The sequence below is a fragment of the Streptomyces sp. NPDC050423 genome, assembly GCF_040655445.1.
Classification (GTDB): domain Bacteria; phylum Actinomycetota; class Actinomycetes; order Streptomycetales; family Streptomycetaceae; genus Streptomyces.
The window spans coordinates 94,825-100,692 of the sequence record NZ_JBFAJY010000028.1 but is presented as its reverse complement, the minus strand read 5'-3'; the positions used below and the strand labels follow the sequence as shown (position 1 = coordinate 100,692).

The window sequence follows — 5,868 nt, the reverse complement described above, 5'->3', positions numbered from 1 at the left end:
CCGCCCGCGAACACGAACGGCTCTACACCCACCCCCACCAGGCCGGATTCAGACTGACCGCCTGAACAATCTTCACTTCAGAAGAGCCGCACCCAACCTCAATACCGGTGACTTACTCGACTTTCGACGTTCTGGCAGGTTTGGGGTCTCACGCGGCGGCGTTGGTGCTGGCGGCGGCCCATGCCTGCTGGACGGTGCGGATTTCCTGCTCGGTGGGCTGGCCTGGGCGGGTGGGCATAAATCGGGCGGCGATGATCACTCGGCGGAGCTTGGCGACCATGTCGGACAGTGAGGGGTCGGTCTTGGTGGTGTACCAGGGTGCGCGCTCGCGGCGCTCGGTCACGTCGCCGGGCTGGTGGCCGTGCAGTGCGTACCAGGCAACGGTGATCGTGTAGCAGTACAGGCCGAAGGGCACGGTGCGTTCCACCGCGGCCCGGGTGCGGTTGTGGGCCTGGCCGGCTCCGAGCAGGTGGCGGGCCTCTGCGAAGGTGACCTCGATCGACCAGCGCTTCGCGTAACGGGTGATCAGCTCCGCCGCGCTGCTGGTCAGGTCGGTGGTGACCAGGGCGAGGTCGTAGCCGGTGTCGGTGGTGTCGTCCCACAGCAGGATCACTCGCACGGTGCGGGTGTGGAAGGAGCCGTACCACAGGCAGGTAACCTCGGCCAGGTGCACGGTGTCGGTGCGCTGATAGCGCGTGACCTGCACGGGAGCGAAATCGGCGGTGGCCGCGAGTTGGGCGGGGGTGCCCAGACGGACGCCCTTGAGCGCGGGACGCCCGCGTTTGCCGGTCCGGGGCGGGGCCAGGGCGAACAGGACCGAAGACGAGGGCAGCCGGGTGGTGAAGGTGCAGGTCGCGGGCAGCCGGGTGGTGAAGGTGCAGGTCGCGGGCAGGCCGCGCAGGGCCTTGCCGTGGTAGGCGGCGTCCGCGACCACGTGGATGCGTCGGCCGTGGTGGCAGGCGGCCAGGAAGCGGATCATGGACGCGGCGATGTCGACCTTGGACTGTTCCTGCTTGGGGCGCCACAGCCGGGCCATCACCGGCAGACACACCGGCCGGGCCAGGAAAGGCAGGTCAACGACCAGGCCGAGGACCACGAAGCAGGTCCCGCGCCCGACACCGCGGGGGCCGGTGGCCGCGCCGTCGTGCTGCCAGGCCGCGCCGAAGACCTTCTTCCCGCGCCGCTTGAACAGCGTGTCGTCCACCACCAACGTCAACACAGCATCCGCTGGGAGGAGTTGGCGCACGATCAAGTGGGACAGGGAGATGCCCAAAAGGTCCGGGTTCCAGCGCGCACGGGAGAAGAAGGCGTGGGCACGGTCGTGGGACCAGGTACGCGTCAGCCCCACGCCGGTCAGCATGCCGGTCACCGTGCCCCGCCCGGTCTGCGCGATCAGGCCCGTGACCAGCGCGGCGAAGGTGGTGAAGGTCGGCACGGTGAAACAACCCCGCAGGAACACCAGTACCGCCAGCAGCGAAGCGGGTACGGCCGGATCCGGAAGCATCGGCGGGTCCCTTCCCGGAGGAGACAGAAGCCGCCGATGCTTCTCCGCTGTCTCCAGCCCGCGCAGCCTGATGACGCCTCATCACCCGCCAGAGCGACCCCCACGACGATCAACGAAAACGTCGAAAGTCGAGAGATTCCCAGCTCGGCAGGAAAACCGAGCTCCGCACCCCCCGCCTGCGATTACTGGTCGTCTGCGGCGCCGAGGTGACAGAACACACCTACGTCCAGGGCCTCAAGAACGCTGCCCGGAATCCAGCCGTATCGATCAAGATCGTCAAGTATCCCAAAGCTCCCTCCCAAGTAGTCGCGCACACGGTGAAGCTGCTTGAGGCAGCCGACGACGCCTACGACGAGGCGTGGTGCGTCCTGGACGTCGACGAGTTCACCGATATCGATCAGGCCCTGCGTGAAGCCGACCGCAACCACATCGGGATCGCGCTATCGAACCCGTGCTTCGAAGTGTGGCTGCTGCTGCACTTCACCAATCACCGCAAGCACGCACCCTCCTACGACCAGCTCGTTCCGATTCTGAACAAGTACACGCCGGGCGGATACTCCAAGACGGACCTTGACTTCCGTCACTACGAGGACGGCTGGCGCGAGGCGGTCCGCCGGGCGAGGCTGCTGGCTCCGGACGGCAAGGAGCGGGAAGTGAACCCCTCGACCGGCATGTGGAAGCTCGCGCTCGCCATCGGCGGGCCGCAGTAGGGCGGCGCCCCGCACAAGTCAGGGGCGCTCCAGGCCCCACGTCTGCAGGACGTAGGGCCGTCCCTTCTCCTCGCCCTCGATCAGGGGTCGGCCGAGCAGGCTGAAGCCCGCCCTCGTGGCCACCCCGACGCTGGCGGCGTTGTCGGCCTCAAGCTCCAGGATCACCTGTTCCGCCCCCAGCTCCTCGAAGGCGTACGCGGCCATCACCCGTACCGCCCGTGCGGCCAGACCGTGGCCCCGGTGGGCCGGGCCGACCGCGTAACCGAGCTCCGTGCCCTCGGGGGCGCGTCGCAGCATCACCTCGCCGAGCGGGGCGCCGCCGTCCACGGTGATCGCGAGCAGGATGGTCGAGCCCTCCTCCCGCAGGCGCCGGGCCTTGTCCAGGCGGGTCCGGGCGGCCTCCTCGTCGAAGGGCGAGACGATCGGGGTCCAGTGGGCGATGTCGGCGTGGTCGAACAGATCCGGCATCGCGGCCAGGTCCGCTTCCGTCCAGTCGCGCAGGACGAGGCCCTCCCCCGTGAGCTCGATCCGGTCGGGAAAGGGTGACGTGGTGCTGCTCATGGTGCGGGGCCTCCCTGGCGTGTTCAGGACGGAGCAGGATATCCGTGCCGTGGCTACCGAGCCCCGTGGACGAGCAGCCCCAGTACCAGGACGGCCGCCGCCGTGGCGAGGAACACGATGCCGCCCACGATGTCGCGGGAGCCCACTCGCAGGTGGGCGATGATCGCGCCGATGAAGTAGAGGATGAGGCCGGACGCGGCGAGGGTGCCCAGGAGCGGGACGGCGAGTCCCGCCAGCAGCCCCACCGTGCCCGCCGCGAGCAGCGAGCCCAGCACGGGCACCCATCTGCGGTGGATGCCCTTCATGTCCGCCTGGGTCTTGGGGTATTCGTGGCCGATCAAGTAGGTGACGGCGGCGGCTCCGTTGAAGACCGCGCCGAGGATGGTGACCGTGAGGTAGGCGGTGAACACGATGTCTCCGATGCGTTCGATTCCGTGGGGAACAGTGTTGCCCGGCGCTCCCTTGCGGGAGGCCGTTCCCCTGAACGACGAACCGGAGCCCCGGCTTGTGACATCGCCCCTCACCCATCGCCCGCGCTCAGCCCAGCGCGTCCTCGATCATCGCCGCCCACTGCGCCACCACTCGGCGCCGGCGGGCGGTGTCGTCGGTGAGGACGTTGGCCAGACCCAGGCCGCGGGCCATGTCCAGGAGGCCCTGGACCGTTTCGCGTACGCCGGGGCGGGTCTCGTCGGCGTGCAGGAGGCCGACGGCGATGCGGTGGGTCTCGCGGCCTACGCGGGCTTCGAGTTCGGTGACGCGGGGGCGGAGCTGTTCCTCGTTGGAGGCGGCGACCCAGAGCTGGAGGGCGGCGCGGAAGAGCGGGCCGGTGTAGAGGTCGACGAGGGCGGCGACGACCGCGGCGCGGTCCTGGTCGGGGAGGGCGCGCAGGGCGGCGGAGCGTTCCTCGGCGACGTACTCGACGGCGGCGGTGAACAGGTCCTCGCGGGTGGGGAAGTGGTGCTGGGCGGCGCCGCGCGAGACCCCGGCGCGTTCGGCGACGACGGAGACGGTGGAGCCGGCCCAGCCGTGTGCGGCCAGGCAGGAGACCGCGGCTTCGAGGAGCTTCTGCCGGGTGGCACGGCTGCGGTCCTGCTTGGGGGGTGTCAGAGCCGCCATGCGGGGTCCCGTCGTTCCAGGAAGGCCGTCATCCCCTCCCGTGCCTCGTCGGAGGCGAAGAGTGTGGCGGAGCGGGCGATGAGGTCTTCGGCGTACTGGTCGAAAGTCTCCAGCACAGTAGCCGTGACCAGCTCCTTCGATGCGGCCAGCCCCTGGGGCGAGGCCCTGCGCAGTCCGTCGAGTACCGGTACGAGCGCCTTGTCCACGTCCTCGGCGGCGAGGGTGACGAGGCCGGTCCTGGCGGCTTCGGTCGCGTCGAAGCGTTCGCCGGTGAGGTAGTAGCGGGCTGCGGCGCGGGGGTCCAGGCGGGGCAGCAGGGGCAGGGAGATGACGGCGGGGGCGAGCCCGAGGCGTGATTCGGTGAGGGCGAAGGAGGAGTCGGGTCCGGCGACCGAGATGTCGCAGGCGCCGAGCAGGCCGAGGCCGCCCGCCCGGACGTGTCCGGTGACCCGGGCGACGACCGGTTTCGGCAGGGTGACGACGCGTCGCATGAGGGCGACGAAGGCGTGCGGGTCGGCCGGTGCCTTCAGGTCGGCGCCCGCGCAGAACGTGTTGCCGGTGTGGGTGAGGACCACCGCCCGGATGCTCTCGTCGGTCGCGCAGGCGTCGAGGGCCTCGGTCAGTGCGGCCACGAGCGGTGCGCTCAGGGCGTTGCGGTTGGCCGGGGAGTCGAGCGTGAGGGTGGTGATGCCCCGCTCGTGGGCGGGTGGGGCGAGCCGACTCATCTGATGGGTCTCCCTCTGCTTCTGCCCGGCCGGAGCGTCGAGCGTGGCACCACGGACAAGAACAATCAAGCGTGCTTGCATGATTTGTGCGAGCGCGATGTCCGGGCAGCCCCGCGCCGCACCGCATCCGGCGCGCGCCCTCGACCGAACGCTCCATCGACCTTCGTCCGGCCACACCGTGCGTCGGCCGGAAGACAGATCGATCAGCTCGACGCCTCCTGCCCAAGGCGCCCAGAACAAGATGCCCAGACCGAGGTGCCCAGAACAAGATGCACAGCCCAAGAGCCACCGAGAGGCCCATACGCCGCGAACGTTTCAGAAGCCGCCCCGCGAAGTGCGGGTTCTGCAAGGATGATTTCCATGGCTGAGACGAATACGGCGCCCACCGAGCTGAGGCTGACGGTCTCCGGAACAGAGGCCCTGGAACACCTCCGCGCCCTACGCGAATGGCTGACCCTCGAGGAAGCACTTCGGGGGCGGCTGACGCTGCACGGCGAGGCTCCGGAACCGGGCCACATGGGCACGTCCATGGACGTTCTGATGGTGGCTCTCGGATCGGGCGGCGCCGGCGCCGTACTGGCGCGCTCCCTGACAACCTGGCTGGTCCAGCGGCGCTCCGACGTCAAGGTCACAGTGCAGGCGCCGAACGGGGGACACGTCGAAGTGGACGTCAAACGGGCCGCGGATCCAGCACGGGTGATCGCGGAGGTGCACACACTGCTGGGCCAGTTGGAGAGTTGAAGCCGTGTCGAAGCCCTGGACGCCCGACGGGGCCTCCTCCCGTGCGCTGCTGATCGGCGTATCGGACTACAAGTCCCCCGGCCTGGAGCAGATTCCCGCCGTGCGGAACAACCTCGACGCGCTCAAGGACGCCCTCTCCGGCGAACGCGGCCTGCTCCTCCCGGACCACATCCGCACCCTCGGCGCAAACGGCGCCCCGGTCGACCGGGGCGCGATCGGCAGGGAACTCACCTCCGCCCGGCGTGAGGCCGAAGACCTGCTGCTCGTCTACTACGCCGGCCACGGTCTGCTCGACAACAACGGCCTTCTCCACCTGGCCGTCACAGGCACCGACCCCGACCCCGACAAGGGCACCGGCTTCACAGCCCTGCCCTTCCAGCTCCTCAAACGTGAACTGGCGCAGTCCCGCGCCAAGGCCAGGGTCCTCGTACTCGACTGCTGCTTCTCCGGCCGAGCCGTAGCCGCAATGAGCCCCCAACACACCCTGCTCTCCGGCCAACTCGACCTGAAC

The 5,868-nt window shown here is 69.5% G+C and carries 8 protein-coding genes; 3 read left to right on the top strand and 5 right to left on the bottom strand.

Annotation, left to right across the window (positions count from 1 at the left end; all coding sequences use genetic code 11):
- Positions 1-148 precede the first annotated feature (148 nt).
- Positions 149-1,504 (bottom strand): transposase, encoded by a 1,356-nt coding sequence (locus AB0I52_RS21345; RefSeq protein WP_363074797.1) that lies wholly within the window; start codon positions 1,502-1,504, stop codon positions 149-151.
- 80 nt (positions 1,505-1,584) lie between these two features.
- Here AB0I52_RS21345 and AB0I52_RS21340 point away from each other — a divergent pair, with 80 nt between their 5' ends.
- Positions 1,585-2,214: an RloB family protein gene (locus AB0I52_RS21340; protein ID WP_363074806.1), complete on the top strand. Its 630-nt coding sequence runs from the start codon at positions 1,585-1,587 to the stop codon at positions 2,212-2,214.
- An 18-nt stretch (positions 2,215-2,232) separates the two neighbouring features.
- Here the strand turns inward: AB0I52_RS21340 and AB0I52_RS21335 are convergent, their stop codons facing one another.
- The 4 genes from AB0I52_RS21335 to AB0I52_RS21320 all read right to left on the bottom strand — a co-directional run bounded on the left by AB0I52_RS21335 (position 2,233) and on the right by AB0I52_RS21320 (position 4,616).
- On the bottom strand, positions 2,233-2,775 hold the full coding sequence (locus tag AB0I52_RS21335) for a GNAT family N-acetyltransferase (RefSeq protein ID WP_363074795.1): 543 nt from the start codon (positions 2,773-2,775) through the stop codon (positions 2,233-2,235).
- Positions 2,776-2,828: 53 nt separating this feature from the next.
- The gene (locus AB0I52_RS21330) at positions 2,829-3,185 is read right to left on the bottom strand and encodes a DoxX family protein (protein ID WP_363074793.1); all 357 of its coding nucleotides are present in this window, start codon (positions 3,183-3,185) and stop codon (positions 2,829-2,831) included.
- A 127-nt stretch (positions 3,186-3,312) separates the two neighbouring features.
- Complete coding sequence (locus tag AB0I52_RS21325; RefSeq protein WP_363074791.1) at positions 3,313-3,891, bottom strand: TetR/AcrR family transcriptional regulator; 579 nt, start codon at positions 3,889-3,891, stop codon at positions 3,313-3,315.
- Positions 3,879-4,616, bottom strand: coding sequence for an enoyl-CoA hydratase family protein (locus AB0I52_RS21320; RefSeq protein ID WP_363074789.1), 738 nt, complete (start codon positions 4,614-4,616; stop codon positions 3,879-3,881). Before AB0I52_RS21320 ends, AB0I52_RS21325 begins: the two co-directional genes overlap by 13 nt.
- 360 nt (positions 4,617-4,976) lie before the next feature.
- Between AB0I52_RS21320 and AB0I52_RS21315 the strand changes: the two genes are divergently transcribed.
- Complete coding sequence (locus AB0I52_RS21315) at positions 4,977-5,357, top strand: hypothetical protein (RefSeq protein WP_363074787.1); 381 nt, start codon at positions 4,977-4,979, stop codon at positions 5,355-5,357.
- 4 nt (positions 5,358-5,361) lie between these two features.
- Positions 5,362-5,868, top strand: a 507-nt coding sequence (locus AB0I52_RS21310) for a caspase family protein (RefSeq protein ID WP_363074785.1), incomplete at its 3' end; no start/stop codon positions are given.